We start from the raw sequence: 22138 nt of genomic DNA on the forward strand, positions 1-22138 counted from the left end.
TCTAGTTGGGTATATCTTGCTTGTTGGCAAGGCTGGGTAGCTGGCGGCGCACGTCAGTCGTGCGCGCCGGATCGATTTTGGCGAAGCCGAGTCCGGCCGCATCTCCGCCCATGTCGAGGACCACGTCGCCCCAAGGGTCGACCACCAGACTGTGGCCGTAGGTCTTCCGCCCGTCTTCGTGCTGACCGACCTGCGCCGCGGCGATCACCCACGCGCTCGCTTCCACCGCGCGGGCACGCTGAAGGAGGTGCCAATGTGCCCGTCCGGTAGGGACCGTGAACGCAGCTGGGATCGCGATCGCGTCGCACCTTCGCCGGCCAAGCTCATCGAAAAGAGCGGGAAAGCGAACATCGTAGCAAACGGTCAGAGCCATCCGCCCGAGCGGCGTATTGTCGATCGTGACGACTTCCCTGCCCGGCTCGAAGGCATGCGATTCGCGCCAGCTCTCACCGCTGGCCAGGTCAACATCGAACATGTGGATCTTGTCGTAGCGCGCTACGATTTCGCCCTTCGAGTCGATGAGGACGGAGCGGTTCGCCCAACGCCCTGTCTCGCCTAATACGGCGATGGAGCCGAGCGCGACCCAGATACCATGATGTCCGGCTGCCCGGCGCGTGGTGGCCAGCACCAGGTTATCGCATTCGGGAACGATGTGGCGCGTGGCGCGGAGCCGGTCGCGATCAAGCAATCCGCTCATCTCCGGGGTGAACAGTATCTCGGCGCCGCCTGCGGCGGCGTTGGCCACAGCCTGGTCCAAAGTGTCGGCATTGACCGCGGGATCTATTCCCGCCGTCATCTGCAACACCGCGATGCGCGTCATGCTTGGCCGAGAAGCGCGTCGAGCCGACCGCTTTCGTCGAGCGCGTATAGATCGTCCGAGCCGCCGACGTGGGTTTCGCCTATGAAGATCTGCGGCACGGTTCGCGCCATCGGGGCGCGGCCAATCATTTCCTCGCGCCGCGGTCCGCCCATCGTAATGTCATGCTCGGTGTAAGCGACCCCTTTGGCGTCGAGCAGGCGCTTGGCGCGGAAGCAGTAACCGCAGCCGAACTTGGTATAGATCACGACTTCCGGGGCAGCCATTTCTCGTCCTTCGAATTCGTCCACAAGGACCTCTTGAAGGGCCCTAAGGGCAAAACTATCTCGGGTCCGCCGGACCGTGCCGCATCGCGGGCGGGAAGGCAAACCTGGCGGGCGCCGGCTATTCGGGTCCGCCGACAAGTCAAATTGCTCATAGGAGGATTTGTTTCATGTCACGGCTTGATTTCACTCCCTATCGCCGCACCACCGTGGGATTCGACCGGCTGTTCGACATTCTCGAAAGCCAGGTTCGCAACAACAACGTCGGCGGCGACAATTATCCCCCCTTCAATATCGAACGGAAGGGTGAGGATGAATACCGCATCACGCTCGCGGTAGCGGGCTTCCGTGCGGGCGACCTCGACATCACCGCGCAGCAGAACCTGCTCGTCGTCCAGGGCAAGAAGCGCCCCGAGAACGCGCAGGGGGAGATGCTGCATCTTGGCATCGCCAACCGCGGGTTCGAGCGTCGGTTCGAGCTGGCCGACTACGTCCGCGTCGAGAACGCCGACCTGGCGGACGGCTTGCTGACGATCGATCTCGTGCGCGAGGTGCCCGATGCGATGAAGCCTAAGAAAATCCACGTCGGCGGGCAGCCGGCGCTGGAAGTGGTGCAGGACAACGAAGACAAGTCGAACGCGGCTTGAGCCGCACCTGACCTCGAACGAATGGGGGCGGACCTTGCGGCCCGCCCCCGCGACGTGAACGTCGCCTCAGGCGAATCTGACCGTCCGGGTCGCAGAAGACGATCAAACCCGCGCCAAGCCCCACCTCTTGCCGCGGGATTCGACTGCAAACGGCGGACTGCCGGCAACGCGCCCCAAACTTAGCAAAAGATAATCTTGCTCGCGCCGCTCACTGCGACGCGTTTTTACAATTGGCAAGATATATTCCTTCTTGCAGGCTAACGCTTGTAAGAAATTGCCCTACTGCCTCGCTTTGAGCCACGGACCACCTGATCAGACCAGTCGGGCCTGCTGCAGGGCCGCCTTCACGAAGCCGGCGAAAAGCGGGTGCGGCTCGAAGGGCTTGCTCTTGAGTTCCGGGTGGAATTGGACGCCGATAAACCATGGATGGTCGGGCCGTTCGACGATCTCGGGCAAAAGACCATCGGGTGACATACCGCTGAACACCAGCCCGTCCTTCTCCAGCGCGCCCTTGTAGGCCGAATTGACTTCGTAACGGTGACGGTGCCGTTCCGAGATCGAAGTCGCGCCGCCGTAGATCGTGCTGACGTGGCTGTTACCTGACAGGCTCGCCTCATACGCACCCAGTCGCATGGTTCCGCCGAGATCGCCTTCCGCGCTTCGCTGCTGCAGGCCCTCGGCGCTCATCCATTCGGTGATGATGCCCACCACTGGCTCGTCGGTGGGGCCGAACTCGGTTGAGCTCGCCGCTTCGATGCCCGCCCCGCGGACGCCTTCGATACAGGCCATCTGCATGCCCAGGCAGATGCCGAAGAACGGCACCTTGCGCTCCTTGGCGAACCGGACGCTGGCGATCTTGCCTTCGCTCCCGCGCTCGCCGAAGCCACCGGGTACGAGGATCCCATGCATCGGCTCGAGCCGGGCAGCGATCTCTTCGTCATCTTTTTCGAACAGCTCGGCATCGATCCAGCGGATGTTGACCTTGACCCGATTGGCCATGCCCCCGTGAACAAGCGCTTCGTTGAGCGACTTGTAAGCGTCCGGCAGCCCGACGTACTTGCCGACCACCCCGATCGTCACCTCGCCTTCGGGATGCTCGTAGCGATCGAGAATGTCGTCCCACCGGGCCAGGTCGGGTGAAGGAGCGGTCATCCCGAAGTGGCGCAGGACCTCGTCGTCCAGGCCTTCGCGGTGATATTGCAGGGGCACGGCATAGATGCTGCTGGCATCGAGCGCGGGAATGACAGCTTCCTTGCGCACGTTGCAGAACAGCGCAATCTTGGCCCGCTCACCGTCTGGCAGCGGCTTCTCGCAGCGGCACAGCAGGATGTCGGGCTGAATGCCGAGCCCGGTCATCTCGCGCACCGAATGCTGGGTCGGCTTGGTTTTCAGTTCGCCCGCCGCGGCGATGTAAGGCACCAGCGTCACGTGGACCGAACATGTATTCTCGCGTCCGAGCTCGTTCCTCAGCTGGCGCAGTGCTTCGATGAACGGCAGGCCCTCGATATCCCCTACCGTACCCCCGATTTCGCATAGCACGAAGTCGAGATCCTCGGTGTCAGCCTGCGCGAATTGCTTGATTGCATCGGTGACGTGCGGGATCACCTGGACGGTCGCGCCGAGGTAATCGCCGCGGCGCTCCTTGGCGATGATATCGCGATAGATCCTACCGCTGGTGATGTTGTCGCCTTGGTGCGCCGAGACGCCGGTGAACCGCTCGTAATGGCCCAGGTCGAGGTCCGTTTCCGCGCCATCGTCGGTCACGTAGACCTCGCCGTGCTGATACGGGCTCATGGTTCCCGGATCGACATTCAGGTACGGGTCGAACTTGCGGATGCGCACACGGAAACCGCGCGCCTGCAGGAGAGCGGCGAGGCTCGCCGCCATGAGACCTTTGCCGAGCGAGGAGACCACGCCGCCGGTGATAAATATATACCGCGCCATGGGAGTCGGGCCTTAAGCGCTCGACTGGGGGGGGCGCAAGCGGGGATAGACCGCGAAACGCCGCAATCCACAACCGGCTGGTCGCTTGAAGCTACTTTGTGAGGTCGGCGAGTGGATCGTCGGCGGGCGGCGGAGCCCGGGCTGGCTGCGGTGCGGTCTGAACCGGCGCCCCGCGGTCGAGCGTCGATTCAACAGAGACGCCGCTATTCGACGTGCCGGCTGCGAGCGCAGCGAGGACGATCGAAAGCATCACGAAGATGATCGCGAGCCAGCGTGTCGCGCGCGTCAGGAAATCAGCCGCGCCCCGTGCGCTCATCAGCCCCGTTGGACTGCCGCCGATGCCCAGACCGCCGCCCTCAGAACGCTGCATCAGGATCACCCCGACGAGCGCGGCAGCCACGACGGCCTGAAGGACGAGCAGGAAAATGAAAAGCGACATCGGCAGGCGTTCTCGTGATCGGTTCTGGCAGCGCACTTAGGCGCGCGAGGGCCTTGCGGCAAGGGCGTGCCGGTTCAGGCGTCTTGCAGGTCGACCGCGGCCATGACGATGCCAAGGAAGGATTCCGCCGTGAGGCTTGCGCCGCCCACCAACGCGCCGCCGACTTCGTCCGCACCTAGCAGGTCGCGCGCATTCTCGGGCTTCACGGACCCGCCATAAAGTATCCGCACCGCCCCGCCCTCCTCCGCTCCGAAGCGAGCGATGAGCAGCGCGCGGATGGCGCGGTGCATGGCGGCGACGTCGGCGACGGTAGGGGTGCGGCCCGTGCCGATCGCCCAGATCGGCTCGTAGGCTACCGACAGCCGCTCGCTCGCGCCCTCGAGCGCTTCCGGAAGCGAACCGGCAAGTTGCCCGGTCACGTATTCCGCCGCACCGCCTTCGTCGCGAGTGGCCTCGGTCTCGCCGCAGCAGATGATCAGCTTGAGGCCGGCTGCCAGCGCCGCGTCGGCCTTGGCCCGGACAAGGGCATCGGTCTCGCCATGCCCTTCGCGGCGCTCGCTGTGCCCCAGGATCACGAACTTGGCACCTGCGTCGGCGACCATCGCCGCCGATACGTCCCCCGTGAAGGCACCATCGAGGTCCGGGCTGCAATCCTGCGCCCCAATGCCAATCTGTTCGGCTTCCCGATGGACGGCGTGGATCAGCGTGTAGGGCGGCGCGATCGCCACCTCGACCTTCATCAGGCGCTGCGCGGAACGATCGATAGCGCGCGCTTCGGCAAGCATGGCGCGAGTGCCGTTCATTTTCCAGTTGCCGACGATGTAGGGCCGCAGGGCCATGCAGGAATTCCCGGAGTTCGCGTGGAGATTGGCGGCGGCCCATAACCACACCGGGACCCGCTCGCAAAGACCCATGTTAACCCTGGCGCCAAAACGGCGCACCACCTGTTGCGGCAAGGTCGCATGGCATCTAAAGCCCCCGCCAAAGGGCGCGCTTGTCGCGTCAGTCTAACCCCTCGTCTCGACGGATCGATATGCTCCAAGGTTTCCGCAACGTATTCAAGTCCAGGATCGGCCTCGGCATCACGATTGCCTTCATCGGCCTGATCGGCCTCGCCTTCGCGGTCAGCGACGTGGCCAACACCGGAACCTTCGGCGGGATCGCTGGCGGAGACAACGTGGCGGTGGTCGGCGACGAGAAAATCAGCGCCAAGGACTTCGCGGATGCCGCGAACGTGGCCATCGACCAGATTCGCCAGCAGAACCCCACCCTGTCGATGCAGGCCTTCGTCCAGCAGGGCGGGCTCGACAACGTGCTCGACCAGCTCCTTGATCGCCGCGCGATTAGCTGGTGGGCTGAAGAGTATGGGTTACTTGCCGGGACCAACCTCGTGAATAGCGAAATCCGCCGTATCCCCGCGTTCGCGGGACCCGACGGGCAGTTCAGCGAGGCGGCTTATCAGCAGGTGCTCGCCCAGCGGCAGTTGACCGACGCCGCCGTGCGCCGTGACCTCGGCGACGGCTTGCGCGCCCAACAGGTGCTCGTGCCGGCGGCGTTCGGGGCGAAGATGCCGGCGAAGATCGCCGCCCGCTATGCCGCGCTCACGCGCGAACTGCGCGAAGGCGCTGTGGCGTTGATCCCCAGCGACGCCTTCGCGCCCACCGCCGCGCCGACCGCTGCTCAGTTGACCGCGTTCTACGACGCCAATCGGAGCGAATACATTCGCCCGGAGCGCCGCATATTGCGGTATGCCGTGTTCGGTCCGGAGGCCGTCGGCGACGTCGAGCCGACAGCCGCGGAGATCGCAGCGCGCTACAGTCGCGACCGGGCGGCCAAGTATGCGGGCAAGGAACTGCGTTCGTTTACACAGTTGATAGTCCCTACGCGTCAGGCCGCGCAGGCGATCGCCGGTCGCGGCGCTGCTTCTCTCGAAGCCGCGGCGCGCGAAGCGGGCCTGGAGACCAGCAAGGTCACCAACGTCGATCGAACCGCGTACACGGGGCAGTCTTCCAAGGCCGTGGCCGACGCGGCATTCTCCGCAGCGCGCGGGACGATCGCCACCCCGGCCCGGGGCGGGCTCGGCTGGTTCGTCGTGCGCGTGGATTCGGCGGCCACTACGCAGACGCGCTCGCTGGAGCAGGCGCGGGCCGAGATTGTCCCGGTACTTCGCGATGAGAAGCGCGCGCGCGCCATTGCCGACCTCGCGGCCGATGTCGAACAGCGCATCGACGAGGGAAACACGCTGGCCGACATTGCCCGCGAGCTGAAGTTGCAGGTACAGGTCACCAAGCCGCTCGCCGCGGACGGCCGCGTTTACGGATCGCCCGGCGAGACGGCACCTGCGATACTTGCCCCCGCGCTCCAGGCGGCATTCGAAATGGAAGAAGGCGAGCCTCAGGTGGCGCCGGTCCCCGGCGGCTCGACTTACATGATGTTCGAGACTTCGCGCATCACCCCCTCTGCGGCTGCCCCGCTCACCGAAATCCGCGACGACGTAATCGCCGGCTGGCGTCGCGAAGTCGGCTCGAAGGCGGCCAAGGCTGCCGCAGGCCGAATTCTTGCGCGGATTGCCAAGGGCCAGACGCTGACGGCCGCCACCGCCGCCGAGAACCGGGCCCTGCCGGCGATCGATCAGGTGAACATGACCCGCGGTGAACTGGCGCAGCAGGGTCAGCGTGTGCCGCCTCCGCTGGCGCTGCTGTTCTCGATGGCGAAGAACAGCGCCAAGCGACTGGAAGCAGCCAATGATGCTGGCTGGTACGTCGTGACAGTCGATCGCATCGAGCCTGGGAAGATCGCGCCGAACGACCCACTTTTGGGTCAGGCGGTGACCAGTCTGGGACAATTGCTCGGGCGTGAATATGGCGATGCATTGCGCGCTGCCATTCGCAAGGAAGCCGAGGTCGAGCGCAACGCCGACGCGATCGCCGCCGTGCGAAAGCAGCTCACCGGCACGAGCGAAAACTGAGGGTTAGCGCGCTGGGCGGCGCCGCTCCCGAAAACGCCGATGCGGCGCGCGCGGCGCTGGCAGCCGGACGGTCAGCGCTTGTCTGGCGGCGCGTGGTCGCCGATGCCGAGACCCCCGTTGGAGCGGCCGTCAAACTGATTGAGCCGGGGCGCGGCGACTTTCTGCTGGAGTCAGTCGAAGGCGGCGAGGTCCGCGGCAGATATAGTCTGCTTGGGCTCGATCCCGATCTCCTGTTCCGCGCGGAAGGCGATCGGGCGGAAATCAATCGCCGGTGGAAGATCGACCGTCAGGCGTTCGAGCGGTGCGGCAAGGGAGCGCTCGCCGAGCTTCGCGCGCTAGTGGAAAGCTGCCGGATCGACCTGCCTGATGGTCTCCCGTCAGCCCTCGCCTGCCTGGTGGGTTACTTCGGCTACGAGACGATCGGACTGGTCGAAAAGCTACCGCGCGCTGCGGGGGCCGGCCTTGGCCTGCCCGACATGCTGTTCGCCCGCCCAACCTTGGTGCTGGTGTTCGACCGCTTGGGGGACGAACTGTTCTGCATAGCACCGCTGTGGGTGGGCGAGGATCGCCCCGCTGTGCAGGTGGACCGGGCAGCCGATCGGATCGACGAAGTGCTGCGGCGCCTCATACAGGCTCCTCCTGCCGCGCCTACTCCCCCTGTCGTGCCGGAGATGGCGCTGACGCCCGCGATCGAGGCTCCGGAGTTCGCCGCGATGGTCGGGCGCGCCAAGGCGTACATCGAGGCGGGAGATGTGTTTCAAGTCGTCCTCTCGCAGCGCTTTTCCTGCCCTTTCCCGCTGCCTCCGTTCGCCCTCTATCGCGCGCTGCGGCGGGTCAACCCAAGCCCCTTTCTATACTTCCTCGATCTGCCAGGGTTCGCGGTGGTGGGCTCGAGCCCCGAGATCTTGGTCCGCGTGCGGGAGGGCGAAGTGACTGTCCGGCCGATCGCCGGCACCCGGCCGCGCGGCGCGACCGCAGAGGCCGACCGCGAGGCGGAAACCAGCCTGCTCGCCGACGCCAAGGAGCGTGCCGAACACCTCATGCTCCTCGATCTCGGCCGCAACGATGTCGGGCGAGTGTCCGCGCGGGGCACCGTCGAAGTCACCGACAGTTTCACTGTCGAGCGGTACAGCCATGTCATGCACATCGTCAGCAACGTCGTGGGCAGGCTGGACCCAGCGCACGACGCGCTCGATGCGCTGTTCGCCGGCTTCCCCGCCGGGACCGTCAGCGGAGCGCCCAAGATCCGGGCCTGCGAGATCGTCGCCGAGCTCGAGAGCGACGCGCGCGGGCCGTACGCGGGCGGGGTGGGTTACTTCGCGCCCGACGGCAGCCTCGATTCATGCATCGTCCTGCGCACCGCGGTGGTGAAAGACGGGGTCATGCACGTACAGGCGGGAGCGGGCATCGTCGCCGACAGCGATGCGGCTTACGAGCAGCGCGAGTGCGAGGCCAAGGCGGGCGCGCTCATCGCCGCCGCGCGCGAGGCGGCGCGGCAAGCGCAAGAGCCCGGATTCGGTCAATGAAGCGCTTAATCTTGCCCGTTCTAGTGCTTCTTGCAGCATGCAACGAGCAGGCCGGCGGCGACCCGGTCACACGGATCGATCTCGACGACCCCGGAAAGGCCTCCGTCGCCCCCTCTCCGGGCCCGACCGCGGGTGTGGCCTCGGCCTGCAAGACGGTAACGTTCGAGGACGCGAGCTTCACAGATTGCGTCGCCGATCCGGCCCGGCACCGCATCACCACGATGCTCGGCAGCCCGCCCTACCGCGGGCTCGAGGCGCTCGCCGCTGCCCGCCCCGCGGGCGCGCCCAAAGTGGCGTTCGCGGTCAATGCCGGCATGTTCGACGACGAAGGCAAGCCGATCGGATACTATGTCCGCGATGGCGAGCGCGGCAAGGAACTCAACCGCAACGACGGCGCCGGCAACTTCCACATGAAGCCCAACGGCGTGTTCTTCGGCACCGGCGGCAAGTGGCGGGTGATGGCGGCCGACGAGTTCTACAGCGAGGTCGGCGACCGGCCTGAGTTCGGCACTCAGAGCGGGCCGATGCTGGTCGTCGGTGGCAAGCTCCACCCCGAGATCACCGACGACGGCCCGAGCCGCACCGTCCGCAATGGCGTCGGGGTCGACGGCGCGGGCCGCGCGCACTTCGTAATCAGCGAAGGACCGGTGAGCTTCGGCAAGCTGGCGCGCTATTTCCGCGATTCGCTCAAGGTGGAGAACGCGCTTTACCTCGACGGCGCGGTCTCGAGCCTGTGGGATCCGGCGAGTGGGCGGATGGACGCCCGCGCACCGATCGGACCGATGCTGGTCGTCGAGGAAGGGGACCGGCCATGACGGGCGAGTTCGAATACTCCCTTTCCCAGGACGACCTCGTCCGCGCCTTCCGGCTAATGGGCCGCCGGAAGGGCTCGCGGCGCGTAGTTCCGCTTCTGTGGATCGGCATGGTAGTCTGTGTGATTGCCCTCGCGCTGCTCATCGGCACGCCCGCGCGCCTGTTCGCCAACCCGCTGCTCACCGCTCTCGCCGGCGTGGCAACGTTTCTGTTCGCCCTTCTCGTCGTGGTGCTGCTCGCGGCTCCGGCCATTCAGCGACGTGCCGCGCACGCTACACTAAGCCTCAATCCCAATTTCGAGGGCCCGATCACCGTCTCGTTCGACGACCAGGAGTTCCGGCACCACACCGCTTACTCGACTGCCGCATATCCGTGGGCCAAGCTTTACGGCTGGCGCGCGGACGATCGCGTCACCATAGTGCAACCGGCACCCCGGCTGTTCTTCGTAGTACCCCACCAGATCCTGGGCGACCCCGCGCTGGCCGCCCTTCACGACCGGCTCGCCGACAGCCGCGAAGGAAGACTCGATGTCTGAACGCCGTACCCTCTATCCCGAGATCGAGCCCTACGATCACGGCATGCTCGAGGTCGGCGACGGCCACTCCATCTATTGGGAACGGGTCGGCACTCGGGGCGCCAAGCCCGCGGTGATGCTCCATGGCGGGCCCGGCGCGGGTTGCAGCCCCAAGCATCGCCGCCAGTGGGATCCGAAGCGCTACGACGTGCTGCTGTTCGACCAGCGCGGCTGCGGCCGCTCCACGCCGTTCGCCAGCCTCGAGGCGAATACCACCTGGGACATCGTCGCCGACATCGAGAAGCTGCGCGAGATGTGCGGCCACGAAACGTGGCAGGTGTTCGGCGGCAGCTGGGGTTCCACCCTCGCCCTGTCGTACGCGGAGCGACATCCCGAGCGCGTGACCGAACTGATCCTGCGCGGTATCTTCCTGTGCGAGCAAAACGAGCTCGACTGGCTCTACAAGTACGGCGCGAGCGAACTCTATCCCGAGGAATGGGAGCGCTTCGTCGACCATGCCGGAAAGCACGGCGGCGGCGACCTGCTGGAAACGTACATCCGGCTGCTCGACGACGCGGACCCCGAGGTGCGCAAGGCGGCGGCCAGCGCGTGGAACCGCTGGGAGGGCGTCACGGTGACGCTGCTTCCCGAGGAAGAGACCATCGAGAACATGGCGGACGGGCAAAACGCCGTCGCCACCGCCCGCATCGAAACGCACTACTTCCGCCACAAGTGCTGGCTGGAGCCCGGCCAGTTGCTGCGCGACGCAGCGAAACTGCGCGGTATCCCGGGGGTCATCGTCCAGGGCCGCCACGACTGCTGCACGCCGCCGGCGGCCGCATGGGCGCTCAAGAAGGCGTGGCCGGAAGTAGACTTGCAGATCGTGCCCGATGCCAGCCACCTGTTCACGGAGCCCGGCATTACCGACGGCCTGGTGCGCGCCACCGACCGGTTTGCCGAGGGCATTGGATGATCCTGGTCGTCGACAACTACGACAGTTTCACCTTCAACCTGGTCCATTACCTGATGGAACTGGGTGCCGAGGTGCGAGTGGAGCGCAACGACGCGCTGACCGCGGCCGAGGCGCTGCGCACCAACGCCAAAGGGTTCCTCATCAGCCCCGGGCCGTGCACGCCCAACGAGGCCGGAATCAGCCTCGATCTCGTGGCGGCCTGCGCCGACGCAGGCAAGCCGCTGCTCGGCGTCTGCCTCGGCCACCAGGCCATCGGCCAGCACTTCGGCGGGCGGGTCGTTCGCGGCGGCCTGATGCACGGCAAGACTTCTCCGGTCAGTCATGACGCCAGCGGCGTGTTCGCCGGCCTCCCCTCGCCCTTCACGGCAACCCGCTATCACTCGCTGGTGGTGGAGGACATTCCGGCCGACCTAAAGATCAACGCCACTTCGGACGATACCCATGTGATGGGTTTTCGCCACGCCGAATTGCCGATCCACGGGGTCCAGTTCCACCCGGAAAGCATCGCTACCGAGCACGGCCACGACTTGCTCGCCAACTTCCTCGCCATGTGCGGCATCGCGGCGAAGGCGCGCGCGTGACCGCGCTGCCGCCGGTCGAGCCGCATCTCGGCGAAAGCGAGGCCGAGAGGGTGTTCGGGGCCCTGCTCGACGGCGAAACGAGCGACGAGGAGATCGCGCGGTTCCTGGTCGCCCTGTCCGACCGAGGAGAGACCGCGGACGAAATCGCCGGCGCCGCTCGCGCGCTGCGTGCGCGTCTCATCCCGATTTCGGCGCCCGAGGATGCCGTGGACTGCTGCGGCACCGGGGGAGACGGGCACCACACCCTTAACGTCTCGACCGCGGTCAGCCTGGTGGCCGCCGCTGCCGGGGTGCCGGTGGCCAAGCACGGCAACCGGGCCGCGAGCAGCAAGGCCGGCGCTGCCGATACGCTCGAAGCGCTTGGGCTCGACATGGAAGCCGCGGGAAGAACCGCCGAGAAGTCGCTGGCAGAAATCGGAATCTGCTTCCTGTTCGCCAGGAACCATCATCCGGCGATGGCGCGTATACAGCCCATTCGCCAGCGGCTTGCCCAGCGGACGATCTTCAACCTGATGGGCCCGCTATCGAACCCCGCTGGCGTGAAGCGCCAGCTCATCGGGATTGCCCGCCCGGCCTACGTGCCGATCTACGCCGAAGCCAAGGCCCGCCTCGGCACCGAGCGGACACTGATCGTGTCGGGGGACGAGGGACTCGACGAGCTCAGCCTCGCCGGCGGCAACGAAGTTGCCGATGTGCAGGGGAACGAGTGGGAAATGCGCCGCGCACGCGCGTCGCAAGCCGGTCTGCCCACCGCGCCGATCGAGGCCATTCGCGGCGGCGATGCGGCGCATAACGCGAAGGCGCTGCAGGCGCTGCTCATGGGTGCGCCGGGCCCGTACCGCGACGCCGTGCTGTTCAACGCCGGCGCGGTGCTGATGATCGCCGGAAAGGCCGAATCCTACGCCGATGGCGCCGCGATGGCTGCCGAAGCGCTCGACTCGGGCCGCGCCGAGGCGCTGCTTGCCCGGTGGATCGACCTCGCCCGATGAACAAGCTCGAGGAAATCTGCGCGACCAAACGCGATGAGATCGCAGCGCGCATGGGCATGGCCACGGTCGGCGACCTCGACCGGCTTGCGAAGGAGCAGACCGCCCCCCGGGGTTTCCGAAACGCGCTGGAGACGAAGGCTCGCGATGGCTTCGCGTTGATTGCCGAGATCAAGAAGGCATCCCCGTCCAAGGGACTGATCCGGGCAGATTTCCGGCCCGCCGAGCACGCGGTGGCTTACGAACGAGGCGGCGCGGCGTGCCTTTCCGTGCTCACCGACGCCCCCTATTTCCAGGGTCACGAGGATTACCTCGCGGACGCCCGCCGTGCGTGCGTCCTGCCGGTCTTGCGCAAGGACTTCATGATCGACCCTTGGCAGGTAGCCGAAGCGCGTGCGATCGGGGCGGACGCGATCCTGATCATCGTGGCCGCGATCGACGACGGTTTGATGGCCGAGATCGAAGCGGCGGCCATCGAGCGCGGGATGGACGTACTGGTCGAAGTGCACGACGCACGCGAGTTGGATCGCGCGGCGCACCTGCGCTCGCGGCTGATCGGGGTCAACAACCGCGATCTCAAGACCTTCCGCACCGACCTCGCGACCACCGAGCGCCTCGCGTCCCGCGTCCCCGCCGGAACGCTCCTCGTGGGCGAGAGCGGGATCGAGAGCCATGCGGACTGCGAGCGTCTGGCGAGATCGGGGGTGCGGGCATTCCTGGTGGGCGAGAGCCTCATGCGCGCGCGGGACGTGGAAGCGGCGACCCGCTCGCTACTGCAGGGCTGAACTCGCGCTTTCCTACATGGCTTCGAATCGTCATGGTCGACCGATGACCGCGATTCCATCCTTCCCCTTCCGTCTCGATATGGCCGTTCCGGCCCCCTCCATTGGAGTCGTCGAACTGTGTCGGAACCGTACCGAATCCAACAGGGGGCCGGCATGAACGGCTTGACCCACGTCGACGAGACGGGTTCCGCGCGAATGGTGGATGTCGGCGGCAAGCGCGATACCGCCAGGTCCGCAACGGCGGCCGGGCAGATCCGAATGAAAGCCGCGGCGCTTTCCGCGATCCGCGAGGGCGACGGGCCCAAGGGCGACGTGCTCGCCGTCGCCCGCGTCGCGGGGATCATGGCCGCAAAGAAGACTGCCGAGCTTATCCCGCTATGCCACCCGCTTGCGCTCGAATCGGTAACGCTCGATTTCACATTCCACGACGATGCGATCGAAGCCCGGGCCCAGGCTTCTCTTACCGGCCGAACAGGCGTCGAGATGGAAGCGATGACAGCATGTTGCGTGGCGCTTCTGACAATCTACGATATGGCCAAGGCGCTCGACAAGAGCATGGTCGTGGAAGGCGTTCGTTTGCTTGAGAAGACCGGCGGCAAGTCCGGTCAATGGCGCGCTACGGGTTGAGAGGGATCGTTACTCGCCCGCTCGGGGAATGGCTTGACGCGGATTGACAAGTTGCCTAATTGTTCCACGTTCGTTCCCGAATTGGAACGGTAGTTGGGGATAGAGTGGCATGCTGACCGCCAAGCAGCGCGAGCTTCTTCAGTTCATCACCGTTCGGCTCGAGGAAAGCGGGATTTCCCCTTCGTTCGAGGAAATGAAGGAGGCGCTCGACCTCAAGAGCAAGTCCGGCGTCCACCGGCTTATCTCGGCGCTCGAGGAACGCGGCTTCATCCGCCGCCTGCCCAATCGCGCCCGGGCCCTTGAAGTCATCCGGCAACCGGAGGATTCCGTCGCGGCACCGCGCCCTCGGGCCAACGACAACGTCGTTCCGCTTCGCCCGGTAACCGCCGTGCGCCAGCCCGCCAACGATATCATCGAGCTGCCGCTGCACGGCCGGATCGCTGCCGGCGTTCCGATCGAGGCGCTCGAAGGCCAGAGCACGCTGCCGGTGCCTGCCGCCCTGCTTGGACCGGGCGAGCACTACGCGCTTGAGGTTTCCGGCGATTCGATGATCGAGGCCGGCATATTCGACGGCGACTTCGCCCTCGTGAAGCGGACCGACATCGCCCGCGATGGGGAGATCGTGGTCGCGCTCGTGCGCGACGAGGAAGCCACCCTCAAGTACCTCCGCCGCGAGAATGGGATGATCCGGCTCGACCCCGCCAACGGGGCGTACGAGCCGCAGGTGTACCGCCCGAACGAGGTGAAGGTACAGGGCAAGCTGGCAGGCCTGCTGCGCCGGTATCACTGATCTCGTCGGAACCTAGCGTCCGCGCAAGGTCCACCATGGATGCGCGCCCTCGACTTCACCAACCGAGGCGATCCATTCGCCTTCCAGATAAAGGGCAAGTCCTCCGCTCTCCTGCAGATAGCGGCGGTCGGCCTTGAGCCAGTGCGGGACACAGCTGCGCGGCAGGAAACGGTCCGCAATCACGATGTCGACCCGTTCGCAAGCCGCAGCCAGCGCGCGCTCCTCGATCCGCGAACGGTTGCGGGCCATGACAAGTGTCCAATCCCGCTCCGGCCGCGGCAACGACACGATGCAGAACTCGCGGTTGCAGCGCGCCCCGCCCCATCGCTCCAGGGGGATCGGCTCGCCTTCAACGCCGGCAAGCTCGAGCAGGTTATCCGTGGCAAAATCGCTGCGTCCCTCGCGCAGCACCAGGAGCCGATCTCCTGCCCCGGCAATGCCGACGTTTCGGCCATCTCCGGAGACGAGCACATCCGGTTTGGGGGTCGCCACGAGGAACGCGGTTCCAACCATCACGGGCACCAACCCGAGCGCGCGCCTCCTGCCATGCCACAGCGCCAACCACAGCCCGCCCATGACGAAGAGGGCAAACGTCATCATCCCCATCTGCGGCATCAGCCGCACCGAGCCCGGCTGGGCCGCTGTGAACCGCGCAATCTCCAGCAGGAAATCGAGCGACCTGCCCGCCAGCCACCAGACCGGCGCCCCGCCGCCGACGACATCGAGCGCAAGAGCCAGTGCAATCAGCGGCATCGATACGAACGTAACCAGGGGGATCGCGACGACATTGGCCAGCGCACCGTAAAACCCCGCCCGGTGGAAGTGAAACAGCACGATGGGCATCAGCGCGATCTCGATGACGATGCCGGCAAGCAGGAGCATCGCCACTCGCCGGCCCCCGCGTGCGAACCAGCCCTCCTCGCGCGGGGCGAGAAATGCCCTTACCGGCGCCGCTTCGTGTAGCGCGACGATGGCGATTACCGCGGCGAAACTCATCTGGAAGCTCGGCCCCACCAACGCTTCAGGCACCATCAACAGGACGATCATCGCAGCGGCAGCGACCATGCGCATCGACAAAGGCTCGCGCCCGAGCGCCAAGGCGACTAGGATCAGCAAGGCACCGATACAACTGCGCACGGTCGGCACCTCCGCGCCCGTCAGAAGCGTGTATGCTAGGCCGGCCCCCGCCCCGGCGACCGCCGCCACTAACGGCAGGCGGACTCGCAGCACCAGCCACGGCCACAGAGCGAGCAGGCGAATGGCCAGGAAATAGGTCGCCGCGATGACCGCGCTGACGTGGACCCCACTGATCGAAAGAAGGTGCGTAAGCCCGGAATCGCGCATCGCGGCTTCGTCGGCCTCAGGGATGCCTCCGCGATCCCCGCTCGCGAAAGCAGCGGCGATGCTGCCCGGCGAGCCTTCAACCCGTGAGCGCACGTGTGCGGACAACCGGCGCTGCAGATGTGCCATGCCCCCGCCTGGCGGCGCGGGCTCGATCACGGCGACCGGACCGATCGCGCTGCCGGTCGCGGCAAGACCGGCGAACCACGCCGTGCGGGCGAAGTTGTAGGCGCCCGGCACCATTGGCGACCCCGGCGGCATCAGGCGAGCGCGCACCTTCACCCGCGCGCCCTCGGCCACACCGGATGCCATATGCTCAGGGGCAACATTGACCCGCACCTTGCGCGCCTCGCCAGCCTCGGCGTCGCGATAGGCTAGCGTCAGGCGGACGCGGTCCTCCGCCGGCTGATCCTCGCGCTCGAGCACGCGTCCATCGATCCATAACACCTGGGGCCGGTCGAGCGGCGGGGCCCCGACCGCTTCCGATCGCGTCCACACAAGTGCTAGCCCGCCAGCTGCAAGCAAACCAATGGCAATCCCTGCACGGCGCAGCTCGCCTCGTTCGTCGCTATCGCGCCAAAGGGTCGCCGCCGCGAGCGCTCCGAGCAAGCTTAGCCCGAGCCACAAGAGCCAAGCGGTCGGGCCGGGCAAAGCAAACCAAGCTGCAATGCCGCCGGCCAGTGCGATCGCCAGCCAAGGTGCCCGATCGAATGCCGCCGTCGCCAGGAAGCGCTCGGCGAAGTCCCCGACACTGGACAACCGCATCGCCTTGCGCCAAGGCCGCTGCACTGCAGCATCGGCCGGCGGTTCACCCTCCCCCATGGGTACCAGCGGCACTATGCGAGTTGCCATGGAAGCCATTGGATAAGGACGATAATTCGGATGGCAAGCGCTAACGGAGAAGTGGTTACGCGCTTCGCTCCGTCGCCCACCGGATTTCTCCACATCGGCGGCGCGCGAACGGCGTTATTCAACTGGCTTTACGCCCGCCACCATGGCGGCAAGTACCTGCTACGGATCGAGGACACGGACCGCGCCCGCTCGACCGAGCCGGCGATCGCCGCGATCTTCGACGGCCTGGGATGGCTCGGCCTGCAAGGGGACGAACCCCCAATGTTCCAGTTCGAACGGTCGGCCCGTCACGCGGAAGTCGCGCACGAGCTGATCAAGCGGGGGGCCGCTTATCGCTGCTATCTCACCTCGGAAGAGCTGGCTGAGCGCCGTGCCAAGGCGCAGGCGGAACGCCGCACCTTCCGCATCGACAGCGATTGGCGCGACGCCGAGGCTGCTAGCTGGCCCGCCGATGCCGCCTATGTCGTGCGCGTCAAAGCGCCGCGAGATGGCGAGACCACGATCGAAGACGAGGTTCAGGGCACCGTTACGGTGGCCAACAGCGAACTAGACGATTTCGTCCTGCTGCGGTCCGATGGCACGCCAACATACATGCTCGCGGTGGTGGTCGACGATCACGATATGGGCGTGACCCACGTCATCCGGGGTGACGACCACCTCAATAATGCGTTCCGCCAACTCGTGATCCTTCGAGCCATGGGATGGCCTGAACCGGTCTATGCCCATGTCCCGATGATTCTCGGGGCGGACGGCGCGAAGTTGTCGAAGCGTCATGGCGCGGTCGGGGTGGATGCATATCGCGACGAGATGGGCCTGCTCCCGGAAGCGGTGTTCAATTACTTGCTGCGGCTCGGCTGGGGTCATGGGGACCGCGAGGAGATATCCCGCGAAGAGGCGATCGAGTTGTTCGACCTCGCCGGCGTGGGCAAGAGCCCGAGCCGGTTCGACACCAAGAAACTGCTGAACCTCAACGGCCATTACATCCGCGAGGCCGACGACGCCCGGCTTGCTGCACTGATCGCGGACAGGATCGGCCCCCAGGCCGACGTGGGTTTGTTGACCGAGGCCATGCCGCAGCTTAAGTTGCGCGCGAAGAACCTGATCGAACTCGCTGAGGGCGCAGAGTTTTTGTTCAAGACCCGGCCCCTGCAGCTGGACAAGAAGGCGGCCCCCCTGATCACGCCCGACGCGCGCAAACTGCTCGCAAATATTTCTGCACGGCTGCATACGGAAAGCGACTGGACGGTGACGGGGCTCGAGGCCAACCTCAAGGCTTACGCAGAGGAGCTTGGGCTCGGTTTGGGCAAGCTGGCGCAACCGATGCGCGCGGCTTTGACCGGGACGACGACGTCGCCGGGAATTTTCGACGTTCTGGCCTTGCTTGGCCGGGAGGAATCGCTCGCGCGGCTCGACGCACTAGTGGCCCCCGCCGGCGCGGGTCACACTGCTTAAGGAGACAGACCATGGCGGACAAAGCGGCAACGCTGATCTTCGACAACAAGAGCATCGACCTGCCGGTCCTCGAAGGCAGTGTCGGCCCCGATGTCATCGACATCCGAAAGCTCTATGGCCAGACCGGAGCATTCACTTACGATCCCGGCTACAAGTCGACCGGCAGCTGCGAGAGCGCGCTTACCTATATCGACGGCGACGAAGGCGTCCTGCTGCACCGCGGTTACCCCATAGGGCAACTCGCCGAGCAATCGAGCTTCATGGAAGTCAGCTACCTTCTGCTCAACGGTGAGCTCCCGTCGAAGCAAGAACTGGACGATTTCACCTATACGATCAGCCGCCACACCATGTTGCACGAGCAGTTGGCGACTTTCTACCGCGGGTTCCGCCGCGACGCCCACCCGATGGCGATCATGTGCGGCGTCGCCGGTGCACTCTCCGCCTTCTACCACGACAGCAGCGACATTTCGGATCCCGAGCAGCGCAAGATCGCCAGCCATCGCCTCATCGCCAAGATGCCGACGATCGCGGCGATGGCTTACAAGTACTCTGTCGGCCAGCCTTTCCAGTATCCGGACAACTCGCTGAGCTACACCGGCAACTTCCTCCGCATGACCTTCGGCGTGCCGGCCGAGCCCTATGAAGTCGTGCCGGCGGTCGAGAAGGCGATGGACCGGATTTTCATCCTTCATGCCGATCACGAGCAGAACGCCTCTACCTCGACGGTTCGCCTTGCCGGCTCCTCGGGCGCGAACCCGTTCGCGTGCATCGCGGCGGGCATCGCCTGCCTCTGGGGACCCGCCCACGGCGGCGCGAATGAGGCGGCGCTCAACATGCTGCGCGAAATCGGCACTCCGGACAAGATTCCGCATTACATCGACCGGGCGAAGGACAAGAACGATCCGTTCCGCCTGATGGGCTTTGGCCACCGGGTGTACAAGAACTACGATCCCCGGGCGACCGTGATGCAGAAGACGGTGCGCGAGGTATTCGATGCTCTCAAGGTCAACGATCCGCTGTTCGAAACCGCGCTGCGCCTCGAAGAAATGGCGTTGAAGGACGATTACTTCATCGAGAAGAAGCTGTTCCCGAACGTCGATTTCTACTCGGGTGTCATCCTCTCGGCGATCGGCTTCCCCACCACGATGTTCACTGCGCTGTTCGCGCTGGCCCGCACGGTCGGATGGGTTGCGCAGTGGAATGAGATGATCAGTGATCCGGCGCAGGTCATCGGTCGTCCCCGCCAGCTTTACACCGGCCCGACGCAGCGGGACTACGTGCCGGTGGAGAAGCGCTGATGCGCGCGCTCCGCGTCCTGGCGCAGATTTTTGGCGTCGCCCTGGTCCTGGCTGGCGGCCTGTGGGCGCTTCAGGGCCTCGGCCTGGTGATGTGGCCGGCCGAAAGCTTCATGCTCGCGGAGCGGCAATGGGCGGTTTACGGCGCGATTACTGTCGCAATCGGTGTCGCGCTGTTCTGGTGGGGTAGCCGGCGACGCTAAACGCTCGGCAGTTCCAGTTTGAACTTCGCGCCTTCGCCAGGGATGCTTTCGACCGTCAGATCGCCGCCCATCGCTCGCGCCAGCCTGCGCGAAATATAGAGACCAAGTCCGGAGCCGCCGTCACCGCTTCGGCCAAGGCGTTCGAACTTTTCGAACACCATTTCCCGCTGATCCCGACCGAGGCCCGGGCCCTGGTCGATCACGGAGATCGAAGATCGATCGCCTTGACGTTCGGTCACCAGGCGCACCGTCGAGCCGTCCGGCCCGTAGGCGATGGCATTCCCCACGAGGTTAAGCAGGATTTGCAGCACGCGCCGGAATTCGCCGACCGCGGGGACCGGCGCGTCCTCGGCCGGGGCAGTGACGACCGTCCCACGCTCCCGAGCGCGCACGCTCAGAATGCCCACCGCCCTCCGTGCGACATCGGCCAGGTCGATTTGATCCGGCACGGTGACGAAGTCGTCCGCTTCGACAATCTCGAGATCTGAAAGATCCTCGATGAGAGACAGCAAATGCTGACCGGCCGAAGCGATGTCGGCAGCGTAGTTGCTGTACTCTTCGGCGATCGGCCCGGCGAGGCGCGAGCGTATGGTTTCCGCGTTCGCAATGATCCGCGAGACCGGCTGGCGCAGAACAGGAGTAAGCTCGCGCCCAAACGAAGCAGCGGCCCGCTGCATTTCGGGGGCGGCGGCTGCTCGCATGGGTAGAGGGGTGTCCGCTACCAGCAGCAATTCGAAGCCCGCACTGCCTGGCTCCGGCAAACCTAGCGGCACCAGCGTCGCCGTCCACATTCGCCTGGAGCCTTCCAGGCGGCAACGGGCGCCATCGAGCAGACGCCAATGCAGCGGTTGGCGATGAGCCAGATCCGGAAGCTCGACAAAATCCGTCCAAATGCAGCCCAGCGAATCGCGCATCCTTCGTGCGATCCCGGCGGCGTCGGGGGCGGACGCATCTACCGCGAGCACCCGCTGGGCGGGATCGAGACGCGCGGTAAGCTCCGCAAGCGCCCGGTCGATGGTAACTCGGCGGAACTCGACGTCCTCGTCGGAAATGACCGGGCGTGGCCGGGTCGACCACGTGCCCACTTCTATCGAACAGCCGGAGCCGCTCGCCTCGTCCCGAGGCGCAATTTCGACCCAGGCCCGAACAACTTCCTCGCCGTCAAGCGCCTCGATGGCACGGGCAAGCCTTAGCTCGGTCTTGCGCGCCTTGCGCACCGCTTCGAGTAGCTCCGGGATCGCAACCGTGCCGGGGATCTCTCCTCCACAACGCCGCTGCAGCCCGGCTAGCGGCTCGTCGGCCTCGATCAAGCGATCGAGCGCATCGGTCTGGGCGCGCGCGAGCACGTTTCCTCCGGTGGTCATGTCAGGCAACGGACCGGCGCCCCGAAGCGGCGAGCAGAGCTGCCGCGTGATCCGCGCGGAGCATGTTGAATCCGCTGGGTAGCGCCAGATCGGGGTGAATGTGCAGGACCTGCTCCTCGACCTCCCTCGGCCTGAGACCGGCCGCGCGCAATGCCAGCGCCAGGCGCGCAAGCTGGCGCTCATTCGTTGCGACCGCTGCGAGATCGCGATCCTGATGCGTAGCGGCCGCCAATGCGCTCAAGAAGATCGCCAGCCCCGCGTGGCGCACAGACAAGGCAGCGACTGCGCCGCTGCCCATCCCGCTAATGAGCTTGGCCATGAGGGCCAGCCTGCCCTCGCTTTCACGATAGTCGCTGCGGAGCTTCGCGATGGGCTGCGGCGCCATACCGCCAGCCTCGCGTGCGTTCGCCAGAACTCGGTCGAACAAGCCGGCGGGAAGCTCTTCGATGGGAAGCTCCATCCGCCGCTGTTGCTGCACAAATCGCGCCTGCGCGGCCAAGGCCGCCATCGCGCCGCTTGCCACGGGCGCATCGTCCGACGCGATCAGGGCCTGCAGCAATGGCGAAAGTACCGGGTCGATCGCCGACCGTTTCTCGAGCTTCATGGTCAACTGCCACTCGAGCGCGAGGGAATGGCAATGCGCCACCAGGCTCGGATCGGACAGCAGCGTCGTCGTCATGCCGTTCAATTGCTGGTCGTTTTTTAGCTCGCGAGGATCGATGCCCTCCGGGTTTTCGGATCCTGAGATGACCAGTTGGCGTGCGATATGGGCGACCATGCCTCGCACCCGGCTGACAATCTCATCGGTGAATAGCGACTGGTCATTGCTCGCCAACAGGTGACCGAGCACTGGTGCGATGGAAGCGAGAACGGCGTCGCCCTGCGCGAGCTGATCACGCAGAACCTCTTGGACGGCCGCGTCGTTCGACTGCATCGTCACCGCATCATTCATCGGACG

22 protein-coding genes are annotated in these 22138 nt (G+C 65.8%); 14 read left to right on the forward strand and 8 right to left on the reverse strand.

The features are described 5' to 3' along the window. Position 1 precedes the first annotated feature (1 nt). Both ACWPM1_RS08480 and grxC read right to left on the reverse strand, forming a co-directional pair. Entirely contained in the window at positions 2-820 is an 819-nt protein-coding gene (locus tag ACWPM1_RS08480) for a carbon-nitrogen hydrolase family protein (protein ID WP_455694399.1), read from the reverse strand. After that, positions 817-1083 carry a glutaredoxin 3 gene (gene grxC, locus ACWPM1_RS08485; protein WP_455694400.1) on the reverse strand — a complete coding sequence of 89 codons (267 nt, stop codon included), beginning with the start codon at positions 1081-1083 and terminating at the stop codon, positions 817-819. Before grxC ends, ACWPM1_RS08480 begins: the two co-directional genes overlap by 4 nt. 167 nt (positions 1084-1250) lie before the next feature. Between grxC and ACWPM1_RS08490 the strand changes: the two genes are divergently transcribed. Next, entirely contained in the window at positions 1251-1727 is a 477-nt protein-coding gene (locus ACWPM1_RS08490; RefSeq protein ID WP_455694401.1) for an Hsp20 family protein, read from the forward strand. 312 nt (positions 1728-2039) lie between these two features. Here ACWPM1_RS08490 and ACWPM1_RS08495 read toward each other — a convergent pair whose 3' ends face one another. The 3 genes from ACWPM1_RS08495 to tpiA all read right to left on the reverse strand — a co-directional run bounded on the left by ACWPM1_RS08495 (position 2040) and on the right by tpiA (position 4949). Then, the gene (locus ACWPM1_RS08495; protein ID WP_455694402.1) at positions 2040-3671 is read right to left on the reverse strand and encodes a CTP synthase; all 1632 of its coding nucleotides are present in this window, start codon (positions 3669-3671) and stop codon (positions 2040-2042) included. Between the two features lie 91 nt (positions 3672-3762). Further along, positions 3763-4110, reverse strand: a complete 348-nt coding sequence (secG, locus tag ACWPM1_RS08500; RefSeq protein ID WP_455694403.1) for a preprotein translocase subunit SecG — start codon at positions 4108-4110, stop codon at positions 3763-3765. 74 nt (positions 4111-4184) lie between these two features. Next, on the reverse strand, positions 4185-4949 hold the full coding sequence (tpiA, locus tag ACWPM1_RS08505; RefSeq protein ID WP_455694404.1) for a triose-phosphate isomerase: 765 nt from the start codon (positions 4947-4949) through the stop codon (positions 4185-4187). Positions 4950-5143: 194 nt separating this feature from the next. Here tpiA and ACWPM1_RS08510 point away from each other — a divergent pair, with 194 nt between their 5' ends. From ACWPM1_RS08510 to lexA, 10 genes are all read left to right on the forward strand, one after another. Next, positions 5144-7078: a SurA N-terminal domain-containing protein gene (locus ACWPM1_RS08510; protein ID WP_455694405.1), complete on the forward strand. Its 1935-nt coding sequence runs from the start codon at positions 5144-5146 to the stop codon at positions 7076-7078. A gap of 11 nt (positions 7079-7089) precedes the next feature. Continuing rightward, a complete protein-coding gene (locus tag ACWPM1_RS08515; protein WP_455695145.1) occupies positions 7090-8604 on the forward strand; it encodes an anthranilate synthase component I family protein in 1515 nt (504 codons plus the stop codon). Further along, positions 8601-9419 carry a phosphodiester glycosidase family protein gene (locus ACWPM1_RS08520; protein ID WP_455694406.1) on the forward strand — a complete coding sequence of 273 codons (819 nt, stop codon included), beginning with the start codon at positions 8601-8603 and terminating at the stop codon, positions 9417-9419. The genes ACWPM1_RS08515 and ACWPM1_RS08520 overlap by 4 nt, the downstream gene beginning before the upstream one ends. Beyond that, a complete protein-coding gene (locus ACWPM1_RS08525) occupies positions 9416-9952 on the forward strand; it encodes a hypothetical protein (protein WP_455694407.1) in 537 nt (178 codons plus the stop codon). The genes ACWPM1_RS08520 and ACWPM1_RS08525 overlap by 4 nt, the downstream gene beginning before the upstream one ends. Further along, on the forward strand, positions 9945-10904 hold the full coding sequence (pip, locus tag ACWPM1_RS08530; protein ID WP_455694408.1) for a prolyl aminopeptidase: 960 nt from the start codon (positions 9945-9947) through the stop codon (positions 10902-10904). The genes ACWPM1_RS08525 and pip overlap by 8 nt, the downstream gene beginning before the upstream one ends. Beyond that, positions 10901-11485, forward strand: a complete 585-nt coding sequence (locus ACWPM1_RS08535) for an anthranilate synthase component II (RefSeq protein ID WP_455694409.1) — start codon at positions 10901-10903, stop codon at positions 11483-11485. The genes pip and ACWPM1_RS08535 overlap by 4 nt, the downstream gene beginning before the upstream one ends. Continuing rightward, a complete protein-coding gene (gene trpD / locus ACWPM1_RS08540; RefSeq protein ID WP_455694410.1) occupies positions 11482-12474 on the forward strand; it encodes an anthranilate phosphoribosyltransferase in 993 nt (330 codons plus the stop codon). The genes ACWPM1_RS08535 and trpD overlap by 4 nt, the downstream gene beginning before the upstream one ends. Then, the gene (trpC, locus tag ACWPM1_RS08545; protein WP_455694411.1) at positions 12471-13256 is read left to right on the forward strand and encodes an indole-3-glycerol phosphate synthase TrpC; all 786 of its coding nucleotides are present in this window, start codon (positions 12471-12473) and stop codon (positions 13254-13256) included. Before trpD ends, trpC begins: the two co-directional genes overlap by 4 nt. A 153-nt stretch (positions 13257-13409) precedes the next feature. After that, entirely contained in the window at positions 13410-13883 is a 474-nt protein-coding gene (gene moaC, locus ACWPM1_RS08550) for a cyclic pyranopterin monophosphate synthase MoaC (RefSeq protein WP_455694412.1), read from the forward strand. Positions 13884-13992: 109 nt separating this feature from the next. Then, a complete protein-coding gene (lexA, locus tag ACWPM1_RS08555; protein WP_455694413.1) occupies positions 13993-14673 on the forward strand; it encodes a transcriptional repressor LexA in 681 nt (226 codons plus the stop codon). Between the two features lie 12 nt (positions 14674-14685). Here lexA and ACWPM1_RS08560 read toward each other — a convergent pair whose 3' ends face one another. Beyond that, the gene (locus ACWPM1_RS08560) at positions 14686-16866 is read right to left on the reverse strand and encodes a ComEC/Rec2 family competence protein (protein WP_455694414.1); all 2181 of its coding nucleotides are present in this window, start codon (positions 16864-16866) and stop codon (positions 14686-14688) included. A 30-nt stretch (positions 16867-16896) separates the two neighbouring features. Here ACWPM1_RS08560 and gltX point away from each other — a divergent pair, with 30 nt between their 5' ends. Genes gltX through ACWPM1_RS08575 form a run of 3 tightly spaced genes read left to right on the forward strand, consistent with a single transcriptional unit; the run spans position 16897 to position 19816 of the window. Beyond that, positions 16897-18318: a glutamate--tRNA ligase gene (gene gltX, locus ACWPM1_RS08565; protein WP_455694415.1), complete on the forward strand. Its 1422-nt coding sequence runs from the start codon at positions 16897-16899 to the stop codon at positions 18316-18318. An 11-nt stretch (positions 18319-18329) separates the two neighbouring features. Continuing rightward, positions 18330-19616, forward strand: a complete 1287-nt coding sequence (locus ACWPM1_RS08570; protein ID WP_455694416.1) for a citrate synthase — start codon at positions 18330-18332, stop codon at positions 19614-19616. Then, complete coding sequence (locus ACWPM1_RS08575; RefSeq protein WP_455694417.1) at positions 19616-19816, forward strand: hypothetical protein; 201 nt, start codon at positions 19616-19618, stop codon at positions 19814-19816. The genes ACWPM1_RS08570 and ACWPM1_RS08575 overlap by 1 nt, the downstream gene beginning before the upstream one ends. Here ACWPM1_RS08575 and ACWPM1_RS08580 read toward each other — a convergent pair. Continuing rightward, positions 19813-21180 (reverse strand): sensor histidine kinase, encoded by a 1368-nt coding sequence (locus ACWPM1_RS08580; protein WP_455694418.1) that lies wholly within the window; start codon positions 21178-21180, stop codon positions 19813-19815. The genes ACWPM1_RS08575 and ACWPM1_RS08580 overlap by 4 nt on opposite strands. A gap of 1 nt (position 21181) precedes the next feature. Next, positions 21182-22132: a hypothetical protein gene (locus ACWPM1_RS08585; protein WP_455694419.1), complete on the reverse strand. Its 951-nt coding sequence runs from the start codon at positions 22130-22132 to the stop codon at positions 21182-21184. Positions 22133-22138 lie beyond the last annotated feature (6 nt).

Source organism: Tsuneonella sp. HG249, from assembly GCF_053819205.1.

Excerpts from the sequence above, each read along its gene's own strand:
- lexA (WP_455694413.1), top strand. The coding sequence starts at position 13,993 with ATGCTGACCGCCAAGCAGCGCGAGCTTCTTCAGTTCATCACCGTTCGG.
- tpiA (WP_455694404.1), bottom strand. The coding sequence starts at position 4,949 with ATGGCCCTGCGGCCCTACATCGTCGGCAACTGGAAAATGAACGGCACT.
- pip (WP_455694408.1), top strand. The coding sequence starts at position 9,945 with ATGTCTGAACGCCGTACCCTCTATCCCGAGATCGAGCCCTACGATCAC.
- ACWPM1_RS08490 (WP_455694401.1), top strand. The coding sequence starts at position 1,251 with ATGTCACGGCTTGATTTCACTCCCTATCGCCGCACCACCGTGGGATTC.
- ACWPM1_RS08580 (WP_455694418.1), bottom strand. The coding sequence starts at position 21,180 with ATGACCACCGGAGGAAACGTGCTCGCGCGCGCCCAGACCGATGCGCTC.
- ACWPM1_RS08480 (WP_455694399.1), bottom strand. The coding sequence starts at position 820 with ATGACGCGCATCGCGGTGTTGCAGATGACGGCGGGAATAGATCCCGCG.
- ACWPM1_RS08525 (WP_455694407.1), top strand. The coding sequence starts at position 9,416 with ATGACGGGCGAGTTCGAATACTCCCTTTCCCAGGACGACCTCGTCCGC.
- ACWPM1_RS08510 (WP_455694405.1), top strand. The coding sequence starts at position 5,144 with ATGCTCCAAGGTTTCCGCAACGTATTCAAGTCCAGGATCGGCCTCGGC.
- moaC (WP_455694412.1), top strand. The coding sequence starts at position 13,410 with ATGAACGGCTTGACCCACGTCGACGAGACGGGTTCCGCGCGAATGGTG.
- ACWPM1_RS08535 (WP_455694409.1), top strand. The coding sequence starts at position 10,901 with ATGATCCTGGTCGTCGACAACTACGACAGTTTCACCTTCAACCTGGTC.
- grxC (WP_455694400.1), bottom strand. The coding sequence starts at position 1,083 with ATGGCTGCCCCGGAAGTCGTGATCTATACCAAGTTCGGCTGCGGTTAC.
- ACWPM1_RS08520 (WP_455694406.1), top strand. The coding sequence starts at position 8,601 with ATGAAGCGCTTAATCTTGCCCGTTCTAGTGCTTCTTGCAGCATGCAAC.
- ACWPM1_RS08570 (WP_455694416.1), top strand. The coding sequence starts at position 18,330 with ATGGCGGACAAAGCGGCAACGCTGATCTTCGACAACAAGAGCATCGAC.
- ACWPM1_RS08575 (WP_455694417.1), top strand. The coding sequence starts at position 19,616 with ATGCGCGCGCTCCGCGTCCTGGCGCAGATTTTTGGCGTCGCCCTGGTC.
- secG (WP_455694403.1), bottom strand. The coding sequence starts at position 4,110 with ATGTCGCTTTTCATTTTCCTGCTCGTCCTTCAGGCCGTCGTGGCTGCC.
- gltX (WP_455694415.1), top strand. The coding sequence starts at position 16,897 with ATGGCAAGCGCTAACGGAGAAGTGGTTACGCGCTTCGCTCCGTCGCCC.
- ACWPM1_RS08560 (WP_455694414.1), bottom strand. The coding sequence starts at position 16,866 with ATGGCAACTCGCATAGTGCCGCTGGTACCCATGGGGGAGGGTGAACCG.
- ACWPM1_RS08495 (WP_455694402.1), bottom strand. The coding sequence starts at position 3,671 with ATGGCGCGGTATATATTTATCACCGGCGGCGTGGTCTCCTCGCTCGGC.
- trpC (WP_455694411.1), top strand. The coding sequence starts at position 12,471 with ATGAACAAGCTCGAGGAAATCTGCGCGACCAAACGCGATGAGATCGCA.
- ACWPM1_RS08585 (WP_455694419.1), bottom strand. The coding sequence starts at position 22,132 with ATGAATGATGCGGTGACGATGCAGTCGAACGACGCGGCCGTCCAAGAG.